We start from the raw sequence: 24,781 nt of genomic DNA, 5'->3' as shown, positions 1-24,781 counted from the left end.
CGCCGCACCGAACCTCGCCCCGCGGGTACCGGACCCCAACGGAAACCACAGGGGCGAGGGCGGGACGGGCACCCTCTCAGCCTGGACCCGAGCGAAACACCTCGCAGGTGCGTACGAGAGGAAGACGAACCCGAATGAGTGGACGCCATCGCAAGCCCACCAATACCGGCCGCACTGTCGCCAAGGTCGCCGTCACCGGCGCCATGATGAGCGGTGCGGGTGTAGCCCTCGCCGGTAACGCCAGCGCGGCACCCGACTCCGACTGGGATCGACTCGCGCAGTGCGAAGCCGGTGGTAACTGGGCTATCAACACCGGCAACGGCTATCACGGCGGACTGCAGTTCTCGCAGAGCACCTGGCAGGCCCACGGCGGCGGCGAATACGCCCCGACCGCCAACCAGGCCAGCCGGGAACAGCAGATCGCGGTTGCCGAGAAAGTGCTTGCCACGCAGGGCTGGGGCGCTTGGCCCTCCTGCTCCTCCTCGCTGGGTCTGACCAGCGGCTCCACCCCGCGCGACGTACCGGCCGACACCCCGGCCGTGCAAACCGAGACCCCCGGCGCCCCGGCCGCCACCACCCCCGCCGCACCCAAGCCTCAGGCCCCGAACGAAAGCCAAGAGGTCTTCACCGCGGTGGATCGCGCGCTCGCCGCCGTCCAGGCACAGGGCATCCAGGTTCCGCAGCCCGCGCTGGATCTGTTCGAAGCCGTCAAGGCCAACAACACCCAGCTGGACCCGGCCGTTATCGACTTCTACGAGACCCACAAGGGCCTGCTGCCGTCCTGAACGGCTCCCCCGCTACGAAAGAACCCCGCATCCCAGTCAGGTGATGCGGGGTTCTTTCGTCTGTCCGCTCAGCGGTTGATCACCGTATGCGGGTGCAGGTACGGCAGCTGGTCGGCAGCCAAAGGGAACTCGGTGTCCTCCCCGAAGGGCGAGAGGTTACCGGAGCGGGACGACGACAGCTCGGTGACGGCATGGTCACCATCGGCCACCTCGGGCCAGCCGTTGTCGACATAGGGTTTCTTCGATTTGTTCACCACGCTCTCATTCTGGCATGTCCGAGTTCCACACCCGGCAGGACGATCGCACCGGATGCCCGTCCCGGGCGGCCGGGCGGCGCTCCTGGCGCCCGGTCCGCCGGGAGCGGCCCACGCGCCCACCCCGAACCCGGTCCGCGACTAGTCTGGACCGGATGACCGGACCGGACTCGTTCACCGCCTGGCTCGGCGCCCGTTCCGATGCCCAATTGGTGGCTCTGCTCGAGCACCGCCCCGATCTGGCGGTCCCCCTACCGTCCTCCATGGCGGTGCTCGCGACCCGCGCCGAACAACGCGCGTCGGTGCTCCGGGCCGCCGACGATCTGGACACCGCCGCCTTCGGCGTGGTCGAAGCCCTGGCCACGCATGCCGCGATGGGCGGCGAGCCGATGACCCGCACCGAGTTGAAACGCGCTCTGCGCGGCCGCGCCAAGGCCGCGACGGTGGATACCGTGGTCACCGGACTCGCAGACCGCGCGCTGCTGTGGTTCGAGGGCGACCGTATCCGGCTGGTGCCCACCGCAGCCGAGGCCCTGCCGTGGCCGTTGGGCAGCGGCGCGGACCCGGCGGGTGCTCCGGACGAACGGGAGATCACCACCGCGCTCGCGGGCCTGTCCACCACCGAACGCGCGCTGCTGGACAAACTGGCAGCCACAGGACCGCGCGGACGCACTCGCGACGCCGCTGCGGACACCCCCGCGGACCGGCCGGTACCGCGCCTGCTGGCGCTGCGACTGCTGCGCCGGATCGACGACGAAACGGTGGAGCTGCCGCCCGCGGTCGGCCAGGTACTGCGCGGCGAACCCGTCACCGATCCGTACCCTCTCACCCAACCCGAACCGGCGACCCGCGCACACCAGGTGACCGAGGTGGATGGTGTCGGCGCCGGAGAAGTCGGCGAACTGCTACGGCACTGCGCCGCGATACTCGAAGTGCTCGGGCAGGCGCCCGCACCGGCGCTGCGGGCGGGTGGCCTCGGAGTACGTGAACTGCGCCGCATCGCCAAAGCCGCCGGAATCGAGGAGATGCGCGCCGGACTGCTGGTGGAAGTGCTGGCCGCGGCGAAACTCGTCGAAAAAGGTTTTCCCGATCCACCACCCGAGACCGACGCCGACGATTTCTGGGCCCCGACACCGGCGGCGGACTCCTGGCTGGAGGCACCGCCCGCGCGGCGCTGGGTGCCGCTGGCCCATGCCTGGCTGGAGCTGGATCGCAACCCGTGGATGATCGGACTGCGCGATACGGCCGATAAACCGATGGCGGCGCTCGCTCATGAACTGCGGGTGCCGTACGCGGTGCGCGACCGCCGCGCGATACTCGGGGCACTCGCCGAGCAACCCCCGGGAACCGCGGTGGAAACCGCCGCTATCGCCCATCTCCTGGCTTGGCGCGCACCGCGGCGGCGCCGCCACTACCGCGGCCAGGTCGTGGACAACACCCTGCAGGAGGCCGCCGCGCTCGGTCTCACCGGCCGCGGCGCGCTCACCACCGCCGCCCGGGCGCTGCTGACCGGCGACCTCGCCGGGGCCGAAGCGCAGCAGGAGGCCGCACTTCCCCATCCCGTGGATCATGTGCTGGTCCAGGCCGATCTGACCGTGGTGGCCCCGGGTCCGCTCACCGCCGAATTGCAGCGCCGGATCGAACAGGTCGCCGATGTGGAATCGGCGGGCGCCGCGACCGTCTACCGGATCGGGGAGGCCTCGCTGCGCCGAGCGCTCGACACCGGGCTCACCGCCGCGGAACTGCACACCCTGTTCGATCGTCACTCCCGTACACCGATCCCGCAGACCCTCACCTATCTGATCGACGATGTGGCCCGGCGGCACGGCCGCTTACGCGCCGGAATGGCGCAATCGTTCGTGCGCAGCGAGGATCCGGCGCTGCTGGCCCAGGTCCTCGCCTCGCCTGTCGCGGAAACCCTGGCCCTGCGCGGGATCGCGCCGACGGTGGCGATCTCGCAGGCGCCGCTGGGTGAACTCTTCGACGAATTACGCGCCGCCGGTTTCGCACCTGCCGGCGAAGACGCTTCCGGAGCGATCGTGGATCTGCGGCAACGGGGCGCCCGGATCAATGTGCGCCCGCTCGCCCGACAGCCCTATCGCCCCTCCCCGCCGACCACCGGACAACTCGAATCGCTGGTCACCGAACTCCGTGCCGGTGATCGGGCGGCCACCGCCGCGGCCGGGCAAACGGTGCGCAGCGACGGCAGCCGCACCGGTACGGCCGCCACCCTGGCACTGCTGCAACTGGCCGCGCGGGTACGCCGCCACGTGCACATCGGTTATGTGGACGCCAAGGGCACGGCGATCCAGCGGGTGGTCGAACCGGTGCGGGTCGGCAGCGGGCAACTGGAAGCGCTCGACCCGGTGACCGGGACGGTCCGGCAGTTCGCGCTGCACCGGATCTCGTCGGTGGCCCTGCTCGAATAGCTGTGTGCCGCCCGTTCAGCCGCGCAGATCACCGGGATAGAGATAATGCTCCGGCGGTGGCGTGGTACCGCGCAGCCAGGCGTCGAAGAAGCCGGTGAGATCCACCGGCGACTTCGACTGGAGGAACGCCCGGAACTCCGGCATGGAGGCGTGACCGTAGGCACGGCCGGTCACGAATTCGCGCAAGGCGTCGAAGAAGACCGTATCGCCGAGCTGTTTGCGCAGGGCGTGCAGGAACAGCGGCCCCCGGTAATAGACCGAGGTGAACATTTTCTCCCGCCCCGGATCCTCCAGCGGCACTTCCCAGAATTTCGGCTTCCCCAGCGTCTTCTGGATCGTCTCCCGGTACTCGGCGTCCACATCGCGGCCCTCCATACGCTCCGGCCACAGATAGTCGGCGGTGTAGCTGGCGAGACATTCGTTGACGCAGATATCGGACCAGCTGTGCACGGAAACCGAATTGCCCCACCACTGATGGGCCACTTCGTGCACCACGATGTTCAGGTCCGCCCACGACGCGTAGATCGGCCGGGTCTGGGTTTCCAGGGAGAAGGGCAGATCGGCGGAGAGATAGATCCCGCCGGCGGTGTCGAACGGATAGGGACCGTAGAGACTTTCGGTGAAATCGAGGACTTCCGGCAGCCGCTGTTCGTATTCGCGCAACTGTTCGGCGCCGGGCGCGAAACCGCTCAGCAGCGGGGTACCGTTCGCGCGGCGCTGCTCCAGGTATTCGAACCGATCGATGGCGACGGTGGTGAGATACCCGATCACCGGCTGGCGTTGCTGCCAGCTGACCGTGCGTGAACCATCGCGTACTTCGTCGCGCACCCGCACACCACCCGACATCACCTCCCATTCCGCGGGCACCGTCGCGTGCAGGGTGAAGGTCGCCTTGTCTCGCGGGGAGTCGTTGAGCGGATACCAGGTGGCGGCCGAATGCGGTTGCCCCGCGGCGAAGGCGCCACCCGACGGGGCGTAGGTCCAGCCCTCGCCTTCGGTGTCCCGGGCGACTCCCGCGTAGTCGACGGTGACGGTGAACGGCAAACCGGGTAGCAGCGGCAGTGGGGTGTGTACGACCAGCTCTTGCGGCTCATGCCATTCGAAACCGGCGGGCCGACCGTTGACCCGCACCGCCTGCACCGGCGGTCCGGTGAAATCGAGATGGAAGGAGGTGAGCGGCTGGATGGCGTGTGCGTCTATCCGGGTGGATCCGGTGAGCTGATGGCCGGCCGGGTCGTAGCCGAGGGTCACCTCGTAGTGGTCGACGTCGTACCCGCCGTTGCCGTCCTGCGGAAAGTAGGGATCGCCCAGGCCATCGGCTCCGGCCAGGAAATTCGGCTGCGCCTGCGCCGCGGGCGATACCAGTGACGCACTCGACAGCAGTACCCCGGCCAATAGCCAGCGGGCGAGTCTCATACGATTCCACCTTCCGTTGTCGGCCTGCTCGCCGGACCCCCGACCGACGACGTTAGTCGTAACCACCCCGCGATGGGCGTACCGAAACATCCGGCGCGCGGCGCTTTTCCGGAGTTCACGTCCGGCTGCCGCGCTCGGCGCCGGTCAGGCGCCGAGCTCCTCGGGCAGCTGCCCCGGGTCGAGCAACAGTCGTTTGGCCGCGCTGCGCTGTACTTGTTCGGCGAGACCGAGATTGTCTGCGAGTAGCCGCCATTCGGTCTCGGTGATGGCGGCGCGGGCCCGTTCGATCACGGCGGTATCCCGGGTGCCCCAGGCGATCGGCATGGCATCCACCGGCAGCCACCGTTGCCCGATGGTACGAGTGGTCCGGTCGCCGCGTACCGCGATGGCCGGCACCCGCTCCCCCTCGGCCACCCGGTGTCCGGGCAGCTCCCGCACCTTCTTGGTGACCAGCGCGTACCGGGACTCCCCGGTATCACGACGCGCCACGTTGACCAGGGCGAGCAGTACCGCCCCTCGGGAATGTGCCCGGGAGACGACCGCCGCGACGAGCTCCCCCTCGGCATAGAGCCGCTCTATCCCGGTACGGCGCGGCGTCCAGAGCGCCACCCAGAGCGCGGTGGCCGCGCCCAGTGCACCGGCCAGCGCCAAGGGGTAGGACCACGGATGTCCCAGACGTACGAGATAGGCGGTAGCGGCCGCGGCGAGCAGCGCGGCCGGTACGGCGGCCAGCCGTACCCGGCGACGCCCGGCGACCACCTCGTTGACCACTCGAGCGTGGCGGTGGTCCACCGCGAATTCGAAGCGTCGCACGTCGCATTCCTAACACAATTCGCCGGGTGGGAAACGCCGTTATTGCTCAGTCGGTCCCAGGGCGGGTCCCAGCAGGTCGTCGGCATCGGTTATCCGATAGGCATATCCCTGTTCGGCGAGAAAACGTTGCCGATGCGCCGCGTAATCGGCGTCGAGCGTGTCGCGCGCCACCACCGAATAGAAGTGGGCCCGGCCGCCGTCCTGTTTGGGCCGCAGCAACCGGCCCAGCCGCTGGGCCTCTTCCTGCCGGGAACCGAAAGTACCCGACACCTGCACCGCGACCGAGGCCTCCGGCAGATCGATGGAGAAATTGGCGACCTTGCTGACCACGAGCACCGGGATCTCCCCGCGGCGGAAGGCATCGAAGAGTGCCTCGCGCTCCTTGGTCTTCGTCGACCCCTGGATGACCGGGGCGTTCAGCGCTTCACCCAGCTCGTCCAGCTGCTCCAGATAGGCTCCGATGATCAGGGTGGGCGCCTCGCGATGCCGGGCGAGGATCGATTTCACCACCGCGATCTTGGTGTGCGCGGTGGAGCACAGCTTGTAGCGTTCCTCCGGTTCGGCGGTGGCGTAGGCCATCCGCTCGGCGTCGGTCAACGTCACCCGGACCTCGACGCAATCGGCCGGGGCGATCCAGCCCTGGGCTTCGATATCCTTCCACGGCGCGTCGTAGCGTTTGGGTCCGATCAGCGAGAACACATCGCCTTCCCGGCCGTCCTCCCGCACCAGCGTCGCGGTGAGGCCGAGGCGCCGACGCGACTGCAGATCGGCCGTCATCCGGAAGACCGGCGCGGGCAGCAGATGCACCTCGTCGTAGATCACCAGCCCCCAGTCACGGCTGTCGAAGAGTTCCAGATGTCTGTATTCGCCCTTCGATTTCCTGGTGATCACCTGATAGGTGGCGATGGTGACCGGCCGGATCTCCTTGCGCTCCCCGGAGTATTCGCCGATCTCGTCCTCGGTGAGCGAGGTGCGGGCGAGCAGTTCGCGCCGCCACTGCCGGCCGGCGACGGTATTGGTGACCAGGATCAGCGTGGTGGCCTTGGCCCGCGCCATGGCGGCGGCGCCGACCATCGTCTTACCCGCCCCGCAGGGCAGCACCACCACTCCGGACCCGCCGGCCCAGAACGAATCGGCGGCCATCTCCTGGTAGTCGCGCAGCCGCCAGTTCGCGCGGTGGAAGTCCAGCTCGATCGGATGGGCCTCACCGTCGACGTAACCGGCCAGATCCTCCGCGGGCCAGCCGATCTTGAGCAGCTGCTGTTTGATGTGCCCGCGTTCGGATGGATGCACCAGCACGGTGTCGTCATCGATGCGCTCACCGAGCATGGGCGCGATCTTCTTGTGCCGCAGCACTTCGGCGAGAACCGCCGGGTCCAGGCTCACCAGAGTGAGCCCGTGGGCGGGATGTTTGACCAGCTGCAGCCGCCCGTAGCGGGCCATCGTCTCGACGATATCCACCAGCAGCGGCTGCGGGACCGGGAAACGGGAGTGGCTGACCAGCGCGTCCACCACCTGCTCCGCGTCGTGCCCGGCGGCACGGGCGTTCCACAGGGCCAGTGGCGTCACCCGGTAGGTGTGCACATGTTCGGGAGCACGCTCCAGCTCGGCGAACGGGGCGATGGCCTGGCGTGCCACATCCGCGAGTTCGTGATCGACCTCCAACAGGACAGTTTTATCGCTCTGCACGATCAGCGGCCCGTCCGCCACGGACACCTCCTCGCCTCGACTCCGTCCCCATTGTCCCCGATACCACCGACACCACCGCGTGACGAGGAGAACACCGGCGATCCACCCGCCGCTACGAGCGGCACGGTACCGACCGGGCCAGCACTTGCCGACTGGCCCGAGACACCGGTCGCCGGACCCGGCCAGGATGAAAACCATGCTCGGAATCTCGGCGACGGCCGGAGTGGCGCTGGCCGCGCTCGGCTTGGTGCTCACCCCCGGCCCGAACATGATGTACCTGGTTTCCCGGACGATCGCGCAGGGCCGGCGCGCCGGCATGATCTCACTGGCCGGGGTGGCGGCCGGGTTCGGCGCCTACCTCACCGCCGCGGCCACCGGGATCACCGCGGTATTCGCGCTCGTCCCGCAGCTGTACACGGCGCTGAAGATCGCCGGTGCGGGGTATCTGCTCTGGTTGGCCTGGCAGGCCGTCCGGCCGGGCGGGGTCTCGGTGTTCACCCCGCGGCCGCTGCCCCGCGATCCGGCCCGCCGGCTGTTCACCATGGGGCTGGTGACCAATCTGCTGAATCCGAAGATCGCGGTGATGTACCTGGCTCTCATCCCCCAGTTCGTCACGCCCGGCGCCGGACCGGTGTGGGCGCAGAGCCTGTGCCTGGGCGCGGTCCAGATCGCCGTCGCGCTGGCGGTGAACGCGATCATCGTGTGCACGGCGGGCACGCTCGCGGGGTTCCTGGCCCGCCGGCCCCTGTGGTTGCGCACCCAGCGCGTCGCGATGGGCTCGGTTCTGGGCACCATGGCGGTGCTGCTCCTCGGCGACCGGACCCGCCCCACACCCGCGTGACGCGGCCCGGTCGCGCGCCGGCCCGGCGCGCGACCGGCCTCAACGCAACCGGATACCGCTCAGCTTCGCCGGGTTGACCATGTCGTAGGCGCCCTGGATCAGACCGTCCACCACGGTGAATCCCATCACCCGGGCCGGGAAGCCGGGATAGGTGTCATCGCTCTCGCGCTCGTGGATCAGCACCCCGAGCTGACCGTTGACCCGGACGAACTCCACATTCGTGGCCATGAAATCCTCGCCCGGGCGGTCCAGCCCGTAACGGTGGATGAGGCCGATGAAGAGCCGGCCCACCTTGTCCGGGCCGACGATGACATTGCGCGCGGTCGGGGTGGTGCCGCCGGAATCGCCGATCATCACCGCCTCCGGATGCAGTACCGCCGCCACCGCCTGTGCGTTCCCGGTGTTCAGCGCCACCAGCAATTTCTGTACCGCGGCCTCGTGTTCGCCGTCGGCGGCGGGGTCCGGGGTCCGCTCGCGCACCACCTTGCGGGCCCGCGCCGCGAGCTGCCGGGCCGCCTCCGCGGTGACGTCGAGGATCGCACCGATCTCCCCGTAGGGCACCCCCAAGCCCTCGTGCAGGACGAACGCCACCCGTTGCGGCGGCGTGAGCTGATCCAGCACCACCAGGGCCGCCAGCCGGAACTCCTGCCGCTGGACCACCGAGGCGAGCGGATCCGGGCCCGAGGCGCCGGCCAGCGATGTGACCAGGGGTTCCGGGAGCCACTGCCCCACATAGTTCTCCCGCCGCACCGCCGCGCTGCGCAGCCGGTCCAGGCACAGGCGTGACACCACCGTGGTCAGCCAGGCCCGTAGATCCTGGATCTCCGACTGGGAGGTTCCGGCCAGCCGCAACCAGCTCTCCTGTACCGCGTCCTCGGCATCGGCCACGCTGCCGGTGAGCCGATAGGCCACCGCCAGTAGATGCCCACGATGGGACTCGAAGAGGTCGGCGAGAAGCGCGGCTACCACCGCCAGGATTCTACGGCCGGGTGTCTGTGCGCCGGGCGGCGGCCCGGCTGCGGCCGCCCGGGAAAAGCAGGTGCCGCAACGAGAGCCGGGTGCCACCATGAACCGGGTGGAGGAGCGCACACTGACCGATGGCACCGTCTGGCTGAACCGGCCGGTGGAAGCGGATATCGACGCGATAATCGAATGCTGTCGGGACCCGGCGATCCAAGACGGGGTGACGATCCCCTGGCCCTACGGCCGAGCCGACGCGGAGGATTTCGTGGGCAACACCGTCGCGGCGGGCTGGGCGGCACGCAGCCCCATCTGGGCGATCAGGCTCGCCGAACACGGCCGCCTGATCGGTACGGTGAGCCTCGGTACGCGGCCCCGCGACGACACCGCCGCCGAGATCGGCTTCTGGCTCGCACCCGAACACCGCGAACAAGGTGTGATCTCCCGGGCGGTCACCCTGGTCTGTGATTTCGGTTTCGCCCCCGAGGGCATGGGCCTGATCCGCATCCACTGGCGCGCGTTCACCGGCAACCATGCCTCCGCCGCCGTCGCCCGCAAGCACGGCTTCCGCTACGAAGGGCTGGCGCGTCTGGGCAGTACGCACCGGGGGATCCGCCGCGATCACTGGGTCGCCGCCCGGTTGCGGTCCGATCCGCCGGGCCCGGCGGACGGGTGGCCGGAAGGGATCTGACGGCCGCGCGCACCGGACCTCGCCCGCGCCGCGGACCCCGGCGGGCCCGCGTGGCGCGGCGCCGGGTGCTCAGCGCGCCCGGCGCTGCCGGATGGCGTCGGCCAGCCGGTCCAGCTGGGCGGCGGTGGTCTCCCAATCCATGCAGGCGTCGGTGATCGATCGGCCGTAGACGAGTTCGCCGGCTTTGCCCAGCGTCAGATCCTGTCGGCCCTCGACCAGGAAACTCTCCAGCATCACGCCGACCACACTGTGATCGCCGGCGGCCACCCGATCGGCGATATCGGCCACCACTACGGGCTGGCGCCGGTGATCCTTGTTGCTGTTGCCGTGGCTGGCATCGACCACCACCCGCCGCGCCAGCTTCGACTTCTCCAGCCGCGCGCACGCATCGGCGACCGATTCGGCGTCGTAGTTCGTTCCGTTGGACCCCCCGCGCAGGATCACATGGCAGTCCTCGTTACCGGCGGTCTGGATGAGCGCGGAACGACCGTCCAGGTCGGTACCGGGGAACACGTGGCTGGCGGCGGCCGCCCGCACGCCGTCCACCGCCACCTGCACGTCACCGTCGGTACCGTTCTTGATACCGACCGGCATGGACAGTGCGCTGCTCAGCTGCCGGTGCACCTGGCTGGCCGCGGTGCGGGCGCCGATCGCACCGTAGGAGACCAGATCGGAAATGTACTGCGGGGTGATCGGGTCGAGGAATTCACAGGCCACCGGCAGGCCGATCGCGGTGATGTCGAGCAGTAGCTGACGGCCGATCCCCAGACCGGTGTTCACATCGAAGCTGCCGTTGAGGTGCGGATCGTTGATCAGGCCCTTCCACCCCAGCGTGGTGCGCGGCTTCTCGAAGTACACCCGCATCACCAGGTGCAGCCGGTCGGACAGTTCGGCCGCCTTGCCCGCCAAGCGGCGGGCGTAGTCCAGCGCGGCGGCGGGGTCGTGGACCGAACACGGGCCGACGATCACCATGAGGCGGTCGTCCACCCCGTTCAGCACGTCGACGGTGGCCTTCCGGCCGGCCCGCACGATGGCGGCGTGGTCATCGGTGATGGCGTGCACCCGGCGCACCTCCGCGGGGGAGCGCAACGGGCTCACGCTCAGGGTGCGCTGATCGTCCAGATCGGAGTGCTGGGCATCGATATCGACTGCGGTTGTCATCGCGGGTGTCCTTCTCGTTCTGTGCCGACCCACGGAAGGAAAACCCGTCGAGCCGGTCATCATCCGGCTCGGGGGAACTGGTCAGCGCGCGTGGTAGCCGCAGACCGACCCGCCCCGGGCCGGCTTGCTAAACCAGAAATACACGCGCTGCACGATTGATCAGGCTACCAGGCGGTTGCCCGAAGCTGGGGACCCAGGGCGGCTTCGCGGGAAATAAAGTGATGCGCGACACGGATCCGCCCTGGGTCGCGGTTCAGAACTGCCCCGGTTCGTAACCACCGGCGGGGGTGTGCGCGATGGCGTTCAGGCGGTTCCAGGCGTTGATGGTGGCGATAGCGGCCATCAGCCCACCGATCTGCTCGTCGTCGTAATGTTTGCGCACCCGCTGCCAGACCTCCTCGTCGATACCACCGCCATCGGCCAAGCGGGTGGCGGCCTCGGTCAGTTCGAGCGCGGCGCGTTCGGGTTCGGTGTACACCGTCGCCTCCCGCCAAGCCGCCACCAGATTGATCCGCACCGGGGATTCCCCGGCGTGCGCGGCATCCTTGGTGTGCATGTCCACGCAGAAGGAGCAGCCGTTGATCTGGCTCGCCCGGATCTTCACCAGCTCGTGGGTGGCGGGCGGCAGACCGGAATCCTCGACCACTTTTCCGGCGGCGATCAGCCGCCTGGCGTAGCCGGCGGCGGTCTTGTTGGTGAAGATGTCGATACGCGGTTGCATCTCGAATTCCTTTCGTGTCGCTGTCTTGCAGAGAGGACGACGTAGGGAACTCGGGTGTGACATCCCGGGAAATTTTTCTCGGGCACGGAGTACGGGCAGGGTGCGGGCCCGGTCGGCGACGCACCGGCGGATCAGGCGGCGAAGTCGAATTTCACGCCGGTCAGCCGTTCCGACAGATCCCATAGCGAGCGAGCGGTGAGCTGGTCCTTCGCGCGTTCGGAACAGCCGGACCGGCCGGGGTGGCCCCGCATTCCGCCGAGTCCGGTAGGACCGTAGTAGGCCCCGGGTTCGACCGGCGCGGTCGCCGCGAACAGTTCCGGCAACGCCCCCATCTCGGCGCTCTGCGCGCCCAGTTTGTTACCGATGGCCATCACTTTGTCCAGCAGGGTCTCGGTATGCGATTGCAGACCGGTCGCCGCGTAACCCGGATGCGCCGCGACGGCGAGTTTCGCCGACCCGGCCGCGGTCAGCCGGCGTTGCAGTTCGAACGTGAAGAGCAGGTTCGCCAGCTTCGATTGTCCGTAGGCCGGCCAGCGTTTGTAGGGGCGGCGCTCCCAGTTGAGATCGTTCAGGTCGATGGCGCCGAAGCTGTGGAAGCCACTGGAGACCGTCACGATTCGCTCGCTGATCCGGCCCAGCAGCAGACCGGTGAGCGCGAAATGCCCGAGATGGTTGGTGCCGATCTGCATTTCGAAGCCGTCAGCGGTGCGCCGCAGCGGAACCGCCATCACGCCGGCATTGTTGATCAGCACGTCCGCGCTCTCGATACCGGCCGCGAACTCGCGGACGGAGGCCAGATCGGCCAGGTCGAGGTGGTGCACCCGGGCCCGGTCACCGATCTCCTCGGCGACCGACCGGCCCTTGCCCATATCCCGGCAGGCCAGCACCACCCGAGCTCCGGCGCCGGCCAGGGCACGGGCGGCGACCGCGCCCAGACCGCTGTTCGCGCCGGTGATGATGACGGTCCGGCCCTGCTGATCGGGGATGTCCCCGACGCCCCAACCACTCATGCGGCGAGTTTAATCCGCCACGGCGCGACGCACCGGATACGACGAGTCCGTGACGGCGGGGCACGGAACAAGGAGCGCTACCTCCTGGACCGGCGGATGTCACCCACCCTTCCCAAACTATATAGGGTTGCCTAACCTATTACCCGGACCAGATACGCGCCGCACACGCATTCGAGTCCCCGTTCCCCAATGAGGCATATCGTGACTTCTCGCACCGGCACCCATCGTGACGGATATGTTCCCTTCCCGGCCGAGCTCGCCGACTCCTACCGCGCCGCGGGCTACTGGACCGGCACCCCGCTGGGCGAACTGCTGCGGAACACCGCACGCCGGCGGCCCGACCGCCCGGCGCTGCTCGGCCCCCGACCACTGACCTATGCCGAACTGGATGCCGAAGCCGACCGCATGGCATACGGGTTCCTCACGCTCGGTCTCGCCCCCGGCGACCGGGTCGTGGTGCAACTGCCCAACACACCGGAGTTCGCGATCGTGCTGTTCGGGTTGCTACGGGCGGGCATCATCCCGGTGCTCACCCTGCCCGCGCACCGCCGCGCGGAAATAGCCCATCTGGCGGCCCTGTCCGGGGCGGTCGCCTACCTGATCGCCGACCGGCAAGGCGATTTCGACTATCGGGAGCTGGCCGCCGGTCTGGTTGCCACCGTGGAATCCGTCCGCCATGTCCTGGTGCTCGGCGATCCCGGCGATTTCACCGATCTCCTGTCCATCGCCCGGGATACGGGAACGCTGCCCGAGCCCGACCCGAGCGATATCGCGCTCATGCTGGTGTCCGGTGGCACCACCGGCCTGCCCAAGCTCATCGCGCGCACCCATGACGACTACGTCTACAACGCGAGAGCCAGCGCCGCGGTATGCGCCCTCGGCGAAAACGATGTCTACCTGGCCACCCTGCCCGCAGCACACAACTTTCCACTGGCCTGCCCCGGCATCCTCGGCACCGTGGCGACCGGAGGTGCGCTGGTGTTCGTCGCCGACCCCAGTCCGGAAAGCGCTTTCGCGGTGATCGAGCGGTACGGCGTCACTGTCACCGCGGTGGTGCCGCCACTGGCCCAGCTGTGGTCCGCGGCGGTGGAATGGGAGGACGCCGATATCTCCTCGCTACGTCTGCTCCAGGTCGGCGGCGCGAAACTCGCCGAGGTGAACGCCCGGGAGATCGCACCGGCGCTGAACGTGACATTGCAGCAGGTGTTCGGTATGGCCGAGGGCCTGCTCAACTTCACCCGGCTGGACGACGATCCCGACCTCGTCTGCACCACCCAGGGGCGGCCGCTGTGCCCGGCGGACGAGATCCGGGTGGTGGACGAGTCCGGCGCCGATGTGGCGCCGGGCGCCGAGGGCGAACTGCTCACCCGCGGTCCCTACACACTGCGTGGCTACTACCGCGCCCCCGAACACAATTCCCGCGCTTTCACCCCCGACGGCTACTACCGCAGCGGAGATCTGGTGCGGCAGTTGCCCAGCGGGCATCTGGTGGTATCCGGCCGGATCAAGGATGTGATCAACCGCGGCGGGGAGAACATCTCCTGCGACGAACTCGAGGAACACCTGCTCGCCCATCCCGCTGTCCGGCACGCCGCGGCGGTCGGCCTACCCGATCCCGGCCTCGGCGAGAAGGTTTGCGCGGTACTGGTCGTCACCGACGAGATGCCCAGCCTGGCCGAGATCAAGGAATTCCTCACCGGCCGTGGTCTGGCCACCTACAAACTTCCGGATGTGCTCCGGCGCGCGGACACCCTGCCGGTGACCGCCGTGGGCAAGATCGACAAAAAAGCGTTGCGGAGCCGGGAATAGGCCGGCGCCTGCCGTGGTCCGGGCGCACCTTCCGGGCCACGGCGAGCTACGCCTTCACCACGTAGGGCGCCACACTGTGCAGTTTTTCGCAGGTCTCCTCGAATTCACGTTCCGGCTGGGACTGGGCCACCACGCCCGCGCCGGCCCGCAGCCAGGCACCGTCGCCGTTCTGGTACACCGCGCGCAGCACCAGGGCCGCCTCCAGGGCTCCGGTCGGGGAGACCCGCAGCACCGCACCGGAGTACAGCCCGCGCGGGAGGTCGAGCCGGAAGACCGAATCCACGCCGGCCCGTTTCGGTATCCCCGAGGCCGTCACCGAGGGAAAAAGCGCGTCCAGCGCGTCCCAGGCCGTACGACCGGCCGCGAGGCGCCCCCGAACGGTCGACGCGAGGTGCTGCACACTGCCCCGCTCCCGGACGGCCATGAAATCCGATACCGAGGTGGTACCGGGTTCGGCGACCGCTCCGATTTCGGCGAAACAGGTCTGGACGGAGATGGCGTGTTCGGCTATCTCCTTCGGGTCGCTCACCAGTTCCGCGCGCGCCGCGCTGTCCGTTTCGGCGCCCAGGCCGAACGCCCGTGTCCCGGCCAGCGGTTCGGTGCTGACCATACGATCGTCGTCCACCGAGAGCACGAGTTCGGGGCTGAAACCGGCCGCCGCCAGCCCGCCCAGCTTCAGCAGGAACGAACGTGCGGGCGTGTTGTGGGCTCGGCCGAGCCGATAGGTCGCGGGAACGTCCACCGCGAAGGGCAGATCCACCTTCCGCGAGAGGATGACCTTCTGGTAACTCCCGGCCTCGATCTCGGCAACCGCCCGGGCGACCCGGTCCCGGTAGCCCGTGGTATCCGCGCGCACATCCACCGGGTAGGGCCGCGGCAGGGCGCTCTCCTGGGAGCGAGCGACCGTATCGAGCAGGGCCGCGGTCTCGTCCGGGTCGGCGCCGGTGATCCACACCGCACCGGTGGCGTCGATGCGCACCTCCACCCGCGCCACCATCAGGTGTGCCAGTGGGGTGCGCGGACGCAGATACTCGGTGGCGCCCAGGGACCACGCGCAGAATTCGAATCCGATCCACCCGTAGGCATTGCGCCCGGTCATCGGCAGGTCGGCCAGCGCCCGGTCGACGACCTCGGCCGGGCTTGCGGTCCAGCGGCCGGCGGTGACCCGGCCCTCCCACGAGACCCGCAGCTCATCGCTGTCGAGCTCGATCGCACCGATCGGGTCGGCAGCGAAGACCCATTCCCCGAACCGCTCGTAGACCACATACTCACCGAACCGTTCTTCGGCGGCCAGGCGGGACATCGCTGCCGCCGGGTCGGTCACATATTCGACGCGTAAACGTTCGTCCGTGGTCGACAACGATCCTCCAAGGCTAACCGGCCCAAAATCAGAAAGTAAGGTTAGCATTACCTCTTCTTTTCGGGTGGCTCGAACAGGCCGGAAACCGGCCAAACCACCCCAACCACGCGCGTACGCCGTCCATAGTGGTTGGCAGCGAGTAATTTCACAGGCGGGCCCCGGCCGGCCCGTCGGCTGTAAACGACACCGGGAGATCATCATCGGACACAGAGGATCCACGCCATGATCGAGCACAGCGGTACAGCGGCCACGGCCCGCGGCAATCCGCCGGAATCGGTGGTCGCCCTGGTGGATTCGGCCTCGGCGACCGAACGCGAACTCGTCGGCCGGTGGCTCACCGACGGCGGTATAACCGCCGAACTGGGCGTTTCCGCCCCGGTCACCCAACTCGATCTGGATGCCGGCGCGATCGCCGACCGCCTCACCGGCCGTACCGACGACCCGCTGGTGGTACCGGTCCGCGTGCTGTGGCTGCCACCCGAACGCGACGGTGTCCGGCGGGTGACATTCGGTGATCTGGCGCTGCTCACCAACCCGCGCCGCCCGAACCGGCTCGCCCAGCGGCGCCTCGTCGCCCGGGCCCCCGACCGGCACCGGGTACTCACCGGTATCCCGGCCCGGCTCAGCGAACTGCGTGCCAACAATCCCGAGGCCGCTGCCCTGCACGACGCCGGCACCACCGAACCGTTCGCGCGCGCCGTGGTACGCGCGGGCGTGGTCGCGCTGGAACGCGCGGAACGCACCGTGATCGGCGACCGGTACAAGGTGCCCCGCCTGGTCACCGAGGAGATCCTCGACTCCGCCGACTTCCTGCGGCGTCTCGAACTGATCGCCGACGAGGCCGGGGCCGACCCTCAGGAGGTGCACCGGCGGGCCGAGAAGGCACTCGACGAACTGGTTGCCGCCCAGAGCCGGACGATCTCGGATCTCTTCACCCAGGCCATGCGCCCCGTCCACGCCTCGACCTGGAAAGTGGACTGTGACGAATCCGGGCTCGCCGCGCTGCGTGAGCTCAACCGCCGCTATCCGCTCGTCTTCCTGCCGTCGCACCGGTCCTATGTGGACGCGTTCGTCCTCGGTGACGTGCTCGCACGTAACGATTTCCCGCCCAACCACGTCGTCGGCGGGGCGAACCTGCGTTTCTGGCCGATGGGCCCGATCGCCCGGCGCACCGGCACGATCTTCATCCGGCGCAGTTTCGCCGACGACAGGGTGTATCAGGCGGTGGTCGAGGAGTATTTCGGCTATCTGCTGGCCCGCCGGTTCAATCTCGAGTGGTATTTCGAAGGTGGCCGCACCCGCACCGGAAAACTCCGGCCCCCGCGCTACGGCCTGCTGAACTACCTCGCGGCCGCCGTACGCCGGGGCCGGGTATCCGATGCGCTACTCGTTCCGGTGTCGATCACCTACGAGCGCCTCAACGAACTCGGCGCCATCGCCGACGAACAGGTGGGCGGACGCAAGAAGCCCGAGGGCCTGGCCTGGCTGGCCCGCTATGTACGTAATCAGCAGCATTCGGCCGGGCGTGTGTATGTCCGGTTCGGCGAACCGCTCTCGGCTCGCGAGCGCCTCGCCGCCCACGGCGATCCGCTCACCGAGCCGCCGGTGACCATTCCGCTGCACCGCACGGGTCCGGCCGGACCCCAGCCGGTCCGGCCGGATGCCGTCCTGCTGGGCGACCATATGGGGGAACAGGAACGCAGAGCGGTCCAGCGACTCGCTTTCGACGTGGCGGTGGGGATCGACGCGGTAACTCCGATCACGGTGAACGCGCTGGTCACCCTGGCTCTTCTCGGCGTGCACAATCGCGCGCTCACCCGGGCCGAAGTACACGAGGTACTCGCCCCGGTGCTCGACTACATCGAACAGCGGGCTCTGCCCTGCGGCGAGATCGCGAAGCTCCGCGACGAACAGAGCCTGGTGGTGGCTCTGGAGCAGTTGTCCTTGGCGAAGGTGGTCACCGTCTACCGCGGTGGCGTGGAACCGGTGTACTCGATCGAGCCCGGCGCCCATCTCGAGGCTGCCTTCTACCGCAACAGTGCCGTGCACTGGTTCGTGGACCGGGCGATTCTGGAGCTGGCGATCCTGGCCGCGGTGGAGGCGGCACCGGATGATCCGTCGGGCGGTGCCATCGGGCCGGACGCCGACGCCCTCGGTCTCGGATGGGAAGAGGCCTACCGGCTCCGCGATCTGCTGAAATTCGAATTCTTCTTCCCGGATCGCACCGAATTCGCCGAGCGGATGACCGCGGAAATGCTGCTGATCGACCCCGGCTGGCGGACTCGCGCCCGGGATACGCTGGGCAGTGAGATCCTGGCCGCGCTCACCGGCACCGGTTTCATGATGGCCCACCGGGTGCTGCGCTCCTTCTTCGAGGCGCAGCTGGTGGTGGCCGAACGACTGGCCGCGCGGGAGCCGGCCGCCGAGATCGACCGCAAAGAATTCATGGCCGAATGCGTCTCCGTGGGCCGGCAGATGCTGTTGCAGCAGCGCCTGCACAGTACGGAATCGGTGTCCACCGAGCTCTTCGGTAGTGCGCTGAAACTCGCCGCCAATCAGGGTCTCCTCGAACCCGTCGATCCGGGATCCGAGGCGGCGGCCGAATCGGCGCGGCGCCGCCGGGAATTCGCCGAACGGCTGCGCACGATCGGAATCCGGATCTCCCGCGCCGCCGCCCTCGACCCCTCCAATCTCCCACCGGGACGTATCCGATGAGCGCCCCCGAAACCGGTCCGGGCCACCGGGGCGCGCACCCGCCGGCCACCGAGGAGCGCGTGGGCACGAGTACCGAGGCTCTGGTCGAGACGATCCGTTCCGGCCCACGCGGAGCTGAGATCGGAGCGTTTCTCGACCTGTCCGCGGTGGCCGATCTACACTCCCTGCCCGCCCGGCGGTTCCGCGGCTCCGACCGCGAACCGGCGGCCGCGTTGTTCGACCAAATACGTCACGGCGGTGAGAGCGCGGCCGCGGACCTCGTCGAGCGGGCCGCCGCGGTCGCGTCCGGACGGACGCTCGACGAAACGAACACGCTGGGCGAACGCCTGTTCAAACGGAACTGGTACACCCAGCTCCACCCGCAGCTGTGGCGGCTGGTCCAGGAACATATCGCCGCCGGCCACACCGTGGTACTGGTCGGAACATCGGCCGAGGCGCAGTTGCGTCCCGCGGCCGCCGCGCTGGGTATCGAGTACGTCCTGGGCACCCGGTTCGCCGCAACCGCCGGCCGGCTCACCGGACAGATCGACGGACCGGTCCTGTACGGCCCGGACAAAGCCGCGGCGGTACAGGAGTTCGCCGCCTCCCACGGGATCGACCTCGGCCGTTCCTATGTCTATTCCGGCAGCGCCGCCGATCTGCCGCTGCTCTCCCGGGCCGCGGCGCCGGTCCCGGTCACCCCCGATACCGTCCTCGCGAGCACCGCGGCCGAGTACAGATGGCCGGCGCTGTACCTCGGGCCGCGCACGGCCCCCACGGCGCGCGACCGGCTACGGACCGTACTCGGTTTCGCCGCACTGCTCGGTGGCGCGCTGTTCGGGGTGCTGCGTGGATCGCCCACCCGCAACCGGCGGACCATGGCCGACGCGCTCATGAAATACGGCACCGCCTGGCCGCTGCGCCTGTGCGGAATCAAGCTCCGGGTCACCGGTGCCGAACATGCCCGGAGCCCGCGACCGGCGGTCTTCCTGTTCAATCATCAGAGCCAGTTCGATGTGCTGATCGTTCCCGCCGTACTCGGTGCCGGCGTCACCGGCGTGGGCAAGAAAGAGCTCATCCGGAATCCGATTTTCGGCCCGCTCATGCGCTTCGTGGGTGTTACCTTCATCGACCGGTCGAATACCGATCGGGCCAGGGCCTCACTGGCGCCGGTGGTCCACACCTTGAGTGACGGCCTGTCCATCGCGATCGCTCCGGAGGGGACGCGCTCCTACGCCCCGCATCCGGGCCGGTTCAAAAAAGGCGCGTTCCATATCGCCCGACAGGCGGGGGTGCCGGTGATCCCGGTGGTGATCCGCAATGCCGGCGAAATCGGCCGGCGCGATTCCATGATCGCCCGGCCGGGAACGGTGGACGTGGCGATCCTGCCCCCGATCGATATCGGCGAGTGGGAGCCGGCGGAGATGGACGCCGGGGTGGCGGCCGTCCGGCAGCTGTACCTGGACACGCTTCGGGACTGGCCGGCGTGACGAAGGCTACAGGGAACGCCCGAACAACAGCTTCCAGGGCATGAGCGCGGACTCCAGCTGAACCGCGAAGCTCATCTTGGAGGCACCCACGGTGCGTTCCTCGAAGCGGATCGGCACTTCGCCGATACCGAGTCCCTGCTTTTTGGTCCGGTAGTTCATCTCGACCTGGAACGAATAGCCGTTGCTGCGGATCGACGCGATATCGATGGCGTGCAGCGTATCGGCTTTCCAGGCCTTGAAGCCGGCGGTGGCGTCCTTGACCCCGAGCCGCAGTATGGCGTTGACGTAGAAGTTGGCCCAGGCCGAGAGAGCCTTGCGGTACCACTTCCATTCCGCCGCGGTAGAACCGCCGGGAACGTAGCGGGAGCCGAGCACCACGCCGGTGCCGGGCCGCCCGAGTTCCTCGAGCATGGCGGGGATGACCTCGGCGGGATGGGACAAGTCGGCGTCCATCTGGATCACCACTTCCGCCCCGTCCTCCAGCGCCCGGGTGATCCCGGCGATATAGGCGCGCCCGAGACCGTCCTTCTCGGTGCGGTGCACCACCGAGACCACGCTGGGCAGCTCGGCGGCCAGTTTGTCCGCCACCTCACCGGTACCGTCCGGAGAGTTGTCGTCCACTACCAGCACGTGCAGGTCGGATACCGGTAGCGCCGTCAGCCGCTCCACCACAACCGGCAGATTGTCCCGCTCGTTGTAGGTCGGCACAACAACGGTAACCCTCAAGGGTCGCCCTCCCTGCTGGTCTCGCCCCTCAGCCGATCCACAGGCCGCGGGCGTCGCTACGTATTACCCGTGAACGGTAGCCCAACCGCCCGCTCACGGGTGCAGCGCACTGGCCATAGGGGCCTCAGCAGGGGTTACCCGTACCGGCTCACTCCCCCTCACGCCAGCGACGGTCCGCGGCGTCCTGGTCCGCATTACGCTGCCGGACGATCTCGAGCGCGCGTTCGGCGGTCGAGCGGTCCGGGTAGGGGCCCATACGGTCACGGAACCAGCACTGGCGACCACGCTCGGCGCGCTGATGTTTCAAGCAGTAATACCACCGTTCGGCCATACGCACAGCATCTCATCGGTACCCGGCTCGAACGAGCAGAAACCCCCGGATCGTGTCGATCAGGGGGTTCGTTGTGGCCAGGGCCGGGATCGAACCGGCGACCTTTCGCTTTTCAGGCGAACGCTCGTACCAACTGAGCTACCTGGCCGCAGGCACCCGGAACGAATGCCATCCGATGGATGGCGGATCGTTCCGGCATCCACTGGCGACCCTGACGGGACTCGAACCCGCGACCTCCGCCGTGACAGGGCGGCGCGCTAACCAACTGCGCCACAGGGCCTTGCTCTGTGCAACCCACTTTCGTAGGTCGTACCCCCTACGGGATTCGAACCCGCGCTACCGCCTTGAAAGGGCGGCGTCCTAGGCCGCTAGACGAAGGGGGCTCGTCCCGGATCTCTCCGGACCGGCTTTTCAACGGCTGTCCGTTGGGAGCTCGCATAGCTTATGCCAGGGTGCGCTCAATTCCCAAATCCGCTGGTCAAGCGGGCGAACCCAGCTCCTCCAGCCGAGCGGTGGCACGCCATCCGTGCTGCCGGAAGTTCTCCACCCATTCCCGGGTGCAGGCGGCCTGCACCACGATCTCCAGTACCTCCCGGAACCGGGTTCGCAGGTCGGGCGCGAGACCGTCCGCTTCGGCGATGTAGCACTGGCCGATGAGAGCGCCGGCGAGGGCGCGGGTGAAGCGGTCGGGATCGGTATCCGGACGCAACTGCCCCTGTTCGATCGCGCCCACTGTCAGCCTCCGGATGGCGGAGGCGAGCATCCGGCAGCCGCCGTGACCTTGACGCTGGAAACCGGGATCGACGACCAGGCGGAACTCCGCCTGCACGATGATGTCGTGCTCCAGCCGCAGCGCCAGCTCGTCGAAGACGCCGTGCAGAGTGTCGAGCGGCCCGAGGTCCGCGCGGACGAGCCAGCGATCGATCGTGGCGCCGTATCGTTCGATGGCCGAATCCAGTACGGCCCGCGCCAGATCTTCTTTCGAGTCGAAATGAAAGTACATGGCGCCCTTGGTCGCTCGCGACCCTTCCAAAATGCGGTTGAGCGAAGCCGCGGCGTAGCCGCTCTTACCGAACTCAACGGCGGCGGACCGGATGATCGCTGCCCGTGTCCGGCGGGCCCGCTCTTGCTGCCGTGCCATGCTCGAAATGCCTCCGAAGCCTTGTGCAATCCGCTGGATTCGCATCCGCGGAATGCCCGCGACCGATCAGACGCCCGCTACGGGGCCGAGGTCGCGAACGTATCCTGTTATATGCCGACCTGCGGTCGGTTTTCTGACCTGTCTCAAACTCTCGGTACGGAACCCAGCCCGAAAAAGAAACACACCGGCTGGTATAATTTGATCGCCCGGGTGCGCCGCAGGGGGTGCGCATCCGGGCATTCCGTCGCGCTCTTCCTCGTCCCCGATCCGCCTCCCACAGCGTCGACCCAAGTGACACCCCGAATTCGCTGTTTCGTCACGGTACTCGGAATTTCGCATCGACACGCGGTAAACCGCTGCGGCGGCTTACCATTCCGGCATCCGGGGCCTTGTGAACACAGGCACACCGCGCGACCGGATAATGGTGCGGCGAATCCTGACGGAAACACCGAATGTCCGCATACCGGGGCGGGTTCCGGGCCCGACTCAGCCGACCACCAGGACCCCTCGGCGCATATCACCCCACCCGGGAACGACAACGGGCCGGCAACACTGCGCAAACGACCCTCGCAGGCCCGGCCCGAGCGCCAACTCCGCCTTCACCGATCCAAAGGCATTGGTATCCAACATATTTGGATCGTATCGTGTCACCCGTTGTATCAACAATGTCACAGGTACCGCGTTTCGGAACCCGTGGGTATGGTCCGTGCGCTCACGCCGCCCGGCCCCGTACGGCTCCGCCGGCCTCACCCGAGACCCCACTCTCCCCGCCGGAAGAAGGGCAGGCGCGTGGCACGAAGCACCAGCTCGACCCCCCGATTACGAGATTCCCCGGTCCGCCCATTACACTTGCGCCCGCGCCCCTATAGCTCAGTTGGTAGAGCTACGGACTTTTAATCCGCAGGTCCCAGGTTCGAGCCCTGGTGGGGGCACCCTCCGGGCGCCCGGTCACGACCGGGCGCCCGCTCTCTTCCCGGGACAGCGAAGCCTCCCACCGGGGATCGCCGGGGATGTGAATCCACCCAGCACCATCTCCGGGTTGCTGTGAACCACGCCGACCTATATGATCTTGTTCGCTCCCCCGCCACCCGGCGCACACGGCGTGCGCAGGCGAAGAAAGCGGGGCACGATCAGCATCGAGGCATCGCAGCCCGATAGCCGACCGCGCTTCACGGCTGTGCCGTTTCCCACTCACGCTAACGTGGTGGACAGGCCGTTCGATAGCCCAAGGACCGAGAATCGGGCCATACACTTCGTAGTGACCGCCCGTGCCGGAACACGTGTGCCAACCGCACTCCCTCTCGGTCGGATGCGTTTCGCATCACACCTACGGTGCCGTAAGGTAGGGCCGCATCGGCAGCGGTCGACAACAGGTGACCCGCACGAACGCGACATACGAAGGGCTTGATCACATGGCAAGGGATCTGACTCAACTCGAGCTCCTCACAGAGTTGGAGCCGGTTGCCGAGCAGAACGTCAACCGGCACCTCTCGCTGGCAAAGGAGTGGCATCCGCACGACTACGTCCCGTGGGACGAGGGGCGCAACTTCGCCGCGCTCGGCGGGCAGGACTGGGACCCCGAACAATCCAAGCTCAGCGAGGTCGCCAAAGCGGCCATGATCACCAATCTGCTCACCGAGGACAATCTGCCCTCCTACCATCGTGAGATCGCGGAGAACTTCTCCCAGGACGGCGCATGGGGCACCTGGGTCGGGCGCTGGACCGCCGAGGAGAACCGGCACGGCATCGTGATGCGCGACTATCTCGTGGTCACCCGCGGTGTCGACCCGGTAGCCCTGGAGCAGGCTCGGATGGTGCATATGACCAACGGCTTCGCCTCGCCCGCCGAGGCCGATGCCGGCTTCCTGCATTCGGTCGCGTACGTGACGTTCCAGGAGCTGGCCACCCGCGTCTCGCACCGCAACACCGGCAAGGTGTGCGACGACGCCATCGCCGACCGGATGCTGCAGCGCATCGCGGCCGACGAGAACCTGCACATGATCTTCTACCGCAATATGTGCGGAGCCGCCCTGGACCTGTGCCCCGACCAGGCCCTCGATGCGATCACCCTCATTCTGGAAAACTTCCAGATGCCCGGCGCCGGGATGCCGAATTTCCGGCGCAACGGTGTGCTCATGGCCAAGCACGGAATCTACGATTTGCGCCAGCACCTCGAAGAAGTGGTGCAACCGGTGCTGAAGAAGTGGAACATTTTCACGCGCAACGACTTCACCGCACGCGGAGAGGAAACGCGGGAACGTCTCGGCAACTTCCTGGAAAAGCTGTCCAAGGACGTCGTCAAGTTCGAAGAGCAGCGCGACCGGATGCTCGCCCGCGAGGCGGCCAAACGCGAGAAGGCCTTCGCCTCCGTGAGCAGCTGATCTCCCGAGACCAGGAGAACGAGACCGCCGGACCCCGGCGGTCTCGTCGCATCTGCGGACCGATCCTCTCCCGAGCGAA

General features: G+C 68.2%; 20 protein-coding genes and 4 tRNA genes. 9 read left to right on the top strand and 15 right to left on the bottom strand.

From position 1 onward, the window contains the following. The first annotated feature begins 134 nt into the window (after nucleotides 1-134). Entirely contained in the window at nucleotides 135-785 is a 651-nt protein-coding gene (locus ACYR7D_RS08875) for a transglycosylase family protein (RefSeq protein ID WP_459549127.1), read from the top strand. 68 nt (nucleotides 786-853) lie between these two features. Here the strand turns inward: ACYR7D_RS08875 and ACYR7D_RS08870 are convergent, their stop codons facing one another. Then, on the bottom strand, nucleotides 854-1,042 hold the full coding sequence (locus tag ACYR7D_RS08870) for a hypothetical protein (protein ID WP_459549126.1): 189 nt from the start codon (nucleotides 1,040-1,042) through the stop codon (nucleotides 854-856). A gap of 152 nt (nucleotides 1,043-1,194) precedes the next feature. Between ACYR7D_RS08870 and ACYR7D_RS08865 the strand changes: the two genes are divergently transcribed. Beyond that, a complete protein-coding gene (locus tag ACYR7D_RS08865) occupies nucleotides 1,195-3,468 on the top strand; it encodes a helicase-associated domain-containing protein (protein WP_459549125.1) in 2,274 nt (757 codons plus the stop codon). Between the two features lie 15 nt (nucleotides 3,469-3,483). Here the strand turns inward: ACYR7D_RS08865 and ACYR7D_RS08860 are convergent, their stop codons facing one another. From ACYR7D_RS08860 to ACYR7D_RS08850, 3 genes are all read right to left on the bottom strand, one after another. Continuing rightward, a complete protein-coding gene (locus ACYR7D_RS08860) occupies nucleotides 3,484-4,884 on the bottom strand; it encodes a M1 family metallopeptidase (protein ID WP_459549124.1) in 1,401 nt (466 codons plus the stop codon). A 144-nt stretch (nucleotides 4,885-5,028) separates the two neighbouring features. After that, nucleotides 5,029-5,697, bottom strand: coding sequence for a DUF3239 domain-containing protein (locus ACYR7D_RS08855; protein WP_459549123.1), 669 nt, complete (start codon nucleotides 5,695-5,697; stop codon nucleotides 5,029-5,031). A gap of 39 nt (nucleotides 5,698-5,736) precedes the next feature. Further along, nucleotides 5,737-7,407 carry a DNA repair helicase XPB gene (locus ACYR7D_RS08850; RefSeq protein WP_459549122.1) on the bottom strand — a complete coding sequence of 557 codons (1,671 nt, stop codon included), beginning with the start codon at nucleotides 7,405-7,407 and terminating at the stop codon, nucleotides 5,737-5,739. 175 nt (nucleotides 7,408-7,582) lie between these two features. Between ACYR7D_RS08850 and ACYR7D_RS08845 the strand changes: the two genes are divergently transcribed. Next, entirely contained in the window at nucleotides 7,583-8,227 is a 645-nt protein-coding gene (locus ACYR7D_RS08845; RefSeq protein ID WP_459549121.1) for a LysE family translocator, read from the top strand. A 39-nt stretch (nucleotides 8,228-8,266) separates the two neighbouring features. Here the strand turns inward: ACYR7D_RS08845 and sigJ are convergent, their stop codons facing one another. Further along, nucleotides 8,267-9,196, bottom strand: coding sequence for an RNA polymerase sigma factor SigJ (sigJ, locus tag ACYR7D_RS08840; RefSeq protein WP_459549120.1), 930 nt, complete (start codon nucleotides 9,194-9,196; stop codon nucleotides 8,267-8,269). Nucleotides 9,197-9,266: 70 nt separating this feature from the next. Between sigJ and ACYR7D_RS08835 the strand changes: the two genes are divergently transcribed. Beyond that, complete coding sequence (locus tag ACYR7D_RS08835) at nucleotides 9,267-9,878, top strand: GNAT family N-acetyltransferase (RefSeq protein ID WP_459549119.1); 612 nt, start codon at nucleotides 9,267-9,269, stop codon at nucleotides 9,876-9,878. 69 nt (nucleotides 9,879-9,947) lie between these two features. Here ACYR7D_RS08835 and ACYR7D_RS08830 read toward each other — a convergent pair whose 3' ends face one another. From ACYR7D_RS08830 to ACYR7D_RS08820, 3 genes are all read right to left on the bottom strand, one after another. After that, entirely contained in the window at nucleotides 9,948-11,039 is a 1,092-nt protein-coding gene (locus ACYR7D_RS08830; RefSeq protein WP_459549118.1) for a 3-deoxy-7-phosphoheptulonate synthase, read from the bottom strand. Nucleotides 11,040-11,292: 253 nt separating this feature from the next. Then, nucleotides 11,293-11,760, bottom strand: a complete 468-nt coding sequence (locus ACYR7D_RS08825) for a carboxymuconolactone decarboxylase family protein (RefSeq protein WP_459549117.1) — start codon at nucleotides 11,758-11,760, stop codon at nucleotides 11,293-11,295. A gap of 131 nt (nucleotides 11,761-11,891) precedes the next feature. After that, complete coding sequence (locus ACYR7D_RS08820) at nucleotides 11,892-12,770, bottom strand: oxidoreductase (RefSeq protein WP_459549116.1); 879 nt, start codon at nucleotides 12,768-12,770, stop codon at nucleotides 11,892-11,894. 189 nt (nucleotides 12,771-12,959) lie between these two features. On the opposite strand from ACYR7D_RS08820, the gene ACYR7D_RS08815 reads away from it, so the two are divergent. Continuing rightward, nucleotides 12,960-14,579: a (2,3-dihydroxybenzoyl)adenylate synthase gene (locus tag ACYR7D_RS08815; RefSeq protein ID WP_459549115.1), complete on the top strand. Its 1,620-nt coding sequence runs from the start codon at nucleotides 12,960-12,962 to the stop codon at nucleotides 14,577-14,579. Nucleotides 14,580-14,625: 46 nt separating this feature from the next. Here ACYR7D_RS08815 and ACYR7D_RS08810 read toward each other — a convergent pair whose 3' ends face one another. Then, nucleotides 14,626-15,939, bottom strand: coding sequence for a salicylate synthase (locus ACYR7D_RS08810; protein ID WP_459549114.1), 1,314 nt, complete (start codon nucleotides 15,937-15,939; stop codon nucleotides 14,626-14,628). A 222-nt stretch (nucleotides 15,940-16,161) separates the two neighbouring features. Here ACYR7D_RS08810 and ACYR7D_RS08805 point away from each other — a divergent pair, with 222 nt between their 5' ends. Together ACYR7D_RS08805 and ACYR7D_RS08800 are read left to right on the top strand one after the other, a co-directional pair. Continuing rightward, complete coding sequence (locus tag ACYR7D_RS08805) at nucleotides 16,162-18,654, top strand: glycerol-3-phosphate 1-O-acyltransferase (RefSeq protein WP_459549113.1); 2,493 nt, start codon at nucleotides 16,162-16,164, stop codon at nucleotides 18,652-18,654. Continuing rightward, nucleotides 18,651-20,123, top strand: a complete 1,473-nt coding sequence (locus ACYR7D_RS08800) for an HAD-IB family hydrolase (RefSeq protein WP_459549112.1) — start codon at nucleotides 18,651-18,653, stop codon at nucleotides 20,121-20,123. The genes ACYR7D_RS08805 and ACYR7D_RS08800 overlap by 4 nt, the downstream gene beginning before the upstream one ends. 6 nt (nucleotides 20,124-20,129) lie before the next feature. Here the strand turns inward: ACYR7D_RS08800 and ACYR7D_RS08795 are convergent, their stop codons facing one another. The 6 genes from ACYR7D_RS08795 to ACYR7D_RS08770 all read right to left on the bottom strand — a co-directional run bounded on the left by ACYR7D_RS08795 (nucleotide 20,130) and on the right by ACYR7D_RS08770 (nucleotide 22,321). Next, complete coding sequence (locus ACYR7D_RS08795) at nucleotides 20,130-20,849, bottom strand: polyprenol monophosphomannose synthase (RefSeq protein ID WP_459549111.1); 720 nt, start codon at nucleotides 20,847-20,849, stop codon at nucleotides 20,130-20,132. Between the two features lie 148 nt (nucleotides 20,850-20,997). Next, entirely contained in the window at nucleotides 20,998-21,180 is a 183-nt protein-coding gene (locus ACYR7D_RS08790; RefSeq protein ID WP_459549110.1) for a hypothetical protein, read from the bottom strand. A gap of 74 nt (nucleotides 21,181-21,254) precedes the next feature. Next, nucleotides 21,255-21,328: transfer RNA gene (locus tag ACYR7D_RS08785), tRNA-Phe, on the bottom strand. Nucleotides 21,329-21,383: 55 nt separating this feature from the next. Beyond that, nucleotides 21,384-21,460, bottom strand: a tRNA-Asp gene (locus ACYR7D_RS08780). Nucleotides 21,461-21,490: 30 nt separating this feature from the next. After that, nucleotides 21,491-21,563, bottom strand: a tRNA-Glu gene (locus ACYR7D_RS08775). A 95-nt stretch (nucleotides 21,564-21,658) separates the two neighbouring features. Beyond that, on the bottom strand, nucleotides 21,659-22,321 hold the full coding sequence (locus ACYR7D_RS08770) for a TetR family transcriptional regulator (RefSeq protein ID WP_459549109.1): 663 nt from the start codon (nucleotides 22,319-22,321) through the stop codon (nucleotides 21,659-21,661). Between the two features lie 859 nt (nucleotides 22,322-23,180). Here ACYR7D_RS08770 and ACYR7D_RS08765 point away from each other — a divergent pair. Next, nucleotides 23,181-23,253: transfer RNA gene (locus ACYR7D_RS08765), tRNA-Lys, on the top strand. A 480-nt stretch (nucleotides 23,254-23,733) separates the two neighbouring features. Beyond that, nucleotides 23,734-24,702, top strand: a complete 969-nt coding sequence (locus ACYR7D_RS08760; RefSeq protein ID WP_459549108.1) for an acyl-ACP desaturase — start codon at nucleotides 23,734-23,736, stop codon at nucleotides 24,700-24,702. Nucleotides 24,703-24,781 lie beyond the last annotated feature (79 nt).

It is taken from the genome of Nocardia sp. X0981 (assembly GCF_977089955.1).
The sequence above is the reverse complement of the archived record's forward strand: the minus strand, read 5'-3'. Positions and strand labels throughout refer to the sequence as shown.